This window comes from Microcystis sp. M53598_WE2, assembly GCF_030067735.1.
In the GTDB taxonomy this organism is placed as follows: domain Bacteria; phylum Cyanobacteriota; class Cyanobacteriia; order Cyanobacteriales; family Microcystaceae; genus Microcystis; species Microcystis aeruginosa.
Genome location: NZ_JASJFE010000719.1, coordinates 1 through 2,019, shown reverse-complemented (window position 1 = coordinate 2,019; position 2,019 = coordinate 1). Strand labels below are relative to the sequence as shown.

Sequence of the window (2,019 nt, the reverse complement as noted above, 5' to 3'; positions counted from 1 at the left end):
CTTTTTGGACTTTTTAGATCGAAATAATAACCATGAATTATGAACTTTACTCAATGGGATTTTATTAAAAGATATTCGCGAAGCAAGATTATCCGCAGGAGACGTGGGAACCTTGGTAGAAAAACATCAAATCGAGGGATTAGAAACGGGGTATAGTGTCGAGTTTTTCGATAGGTTGGGAAAAACGATTACTGTTGTCACCATGGCCGAAAATTCCCTCCGTTTCCCCACCCACGAGGATCGACCTTGACTCTACAGGACTGATATTTTCCCATCTTTAGCAGAATATCGGCATCTAGAAGAGGGTGCGATCGTGCGGTAGTTATAGTTGAGAGGGTGTGTTACACTAACCTTAAGGCACTGTGTAGGCCGTAATCGAATTACTTCTCAACAATCCATTATGATAAAAAATCTACGAGTTAGTTATGATGGAATGGTTTTCCGTCCCGAAGAAAAGATTGAATTAGAACCCAATACCCATTACATCATCCAAATTATTTCTCGGGAAGATCCACTAGAAAATAACCATAAAAATGCTTGGGAACTGTTAGAAGAAATGGCTGGCACCTATGAAGCTCCAGAAGATTGGTCAAGGGAACACGATCATTATTTATATGATACTCCCAAAAGAAATATAAGCGATGAATAAGTCCAAACTTTTTTTAGATACGGTCTTTATCCAAGCAATTCTCAATCCTCATGATCAATATCATCAAATTGCTATGCAGTTCCTCCCCTATGTAAAAAATGCAACAGCAGTTTGGGTTACTGAAGCCATTTTTATGGAGGTTGGTAATGCTCTTAGTCATTACAATCGTCCTAAGGTTTCTGCCTTTATCAAGCAATGCTATCAAACCGATAATTTATTCGTTGTTACTATCACTTCTACTCTTTTTCAAAAAGGCTTAAAGCTCTACGAATCAAGAGCTGATAAAAGCTGGGGATTAGTAGATTGTTTTTCTTTTATTGTTATGGAAGAAAATCAAATTACCGACGCTTTAACTTCAGATGTTCATTTTATTCAAGCAGGTTTTCAAGCTTTACTACGATAATTAATTAGCGATCACCATTTAGTTAAAGATATAATTTTACGGCAAGCGCGAAGATGAAAGGATTTTCTAGGCCGATAATTTCTCGATTCTAACCGATCGAAGCGGGGAAGGTGTAGGCGAACCGAAAACCCTCTCCATTAAGGACTCGTGTTAAACTGATTAATCATGCTATTGTCTAGAAGCGACCTATGCCGAACTTAACCTTAAGCAACGAACAAGTAATCGAATTAGTCAAACAACTCCCCGAAGCACAGCAACAGGAACTATTTAGATTCCTCATCCAGCGTCAGTGGGGAAATATGGAAGCTATAACCGATTACGGAAGCCAACAGGCAAAAATCGTCGCAGCAGAACGCGGCTACGATTGGGATACCATGACGGAAGACGAAAGAGAAGAATTTATCGATGAAATCGTTCATGAGAAGTAGTGATTTATACTGTTGTCTTCGACACAAATATTCTCATATCTGCTGCGCTTTCTAAAAGCGGTAGCCCGAATAGTTGTTTTTCCCTAGCCCAAAGCAAACTGATTCGATCGGTCACTTGTCCAGAGATTTTAGGCGAATTATCCGAAAAACTTCTACTAAAAATCAAATTTCCTGAAGAACGAGTTAGAAAATACATTGAGGAAATTTGTGATGCTTCTAGCATTGTTTCTATAGGTGGAACACTTAGAGCCGTTCCCAATGATCCCGATGACGATATGATCATAGAATGTGCAATCGCTGGCAAGGCTACCCATATTATCACGGGAGACAAACATCTTCTTTCACTGGTTGAATATCAAAATATTCAGATCGTGAAAGCAAAAGACTTTTTGGACTTTTTAGATCGAAATAATAACCATGAATTATGAACTTTACTCAATGGGATTTTATTAAAAGATATTCGCGAAGCAAGATTATCCGCAGGAGACGTGGGGACATTGGTAGAAAAACATCAAATCGAGGGATTAGAAACGGGTTAT

5 protein-coding genes are annotated in these 2,019 nt (G+C 38.6%); all 5 read left to right on the top strand.

All coding sequences use genetic code 11. The features are described 5' to 3' along the window. Positions 1-112 precede the first annotated feature (112 nt). The 5 genes from PX636_RS14705 to PX636_RS14685 all read left to right on the top strand — a co-directional run bounded on the left by PX636_RS14705 (position 113) and on the right by PX636_RS14685 (position 1,908). Complete coding sequence (locus tag PX636_RS14705) at positions 113-250, top strand: DUF4926 domain-containing protein (RefSeq protein WP_080602242.1); 138 nt, start codon at positions 113-115, stop codon at positions 248-250. A 150-nt stretch (positions 251-400) separates the two neighbouring features. Then, positions 401-649 carry a hypothetical protein gene (locus tag PX636_RS14700; protein ID WP_002738017.1) on the top strand — a complete coding sequence of 83 codons (249 nt, stop codon included), beginning with the start codon at positions 401-403 and terminating at the stop codon, positions 647-649. After that, positions 642-1,052, top strand: a complete 411-nt coding sequence (locus PX636_RS14695) for a type II toxin-antitoxin system VapC family toxin (protein ID WP_002777101.1) — start codon at positions 642-644, stop codon at positions 1,050-1,052. Before PX636_RS14700 ends, PX636_RS14695 begins: the two co-directional genes overlap by 8 nt. 188 nt (positions 1,053-1,240) lie before the next feature. Then, positions 1,241-1,480, top strand: a complete 240-nt coding sequence (locus PX636_RS14690) for a hypothetical protein (protein ID WP_002750644.1) — start codon at positions 1,241-1,243, stop codon at positions 1,478-1,480. Continuing rightward, entirely contained in the window at positions 1,480-1,908 is a 429-nt protein-coding gene (locus tag PX636_RS14685; RefSeq protein WP_287691173.1) for a putative toxin-antitoxin system toxin component, PIN family, read from the top strand. The genes PX636_RS14690 and PX636_RS14685 overlap by 1 nt, the downstream gene beginning before the upstream one ends. The last annotated feature ends 111 nt before the right edge of the window (positions 1,909-2,019 follow it).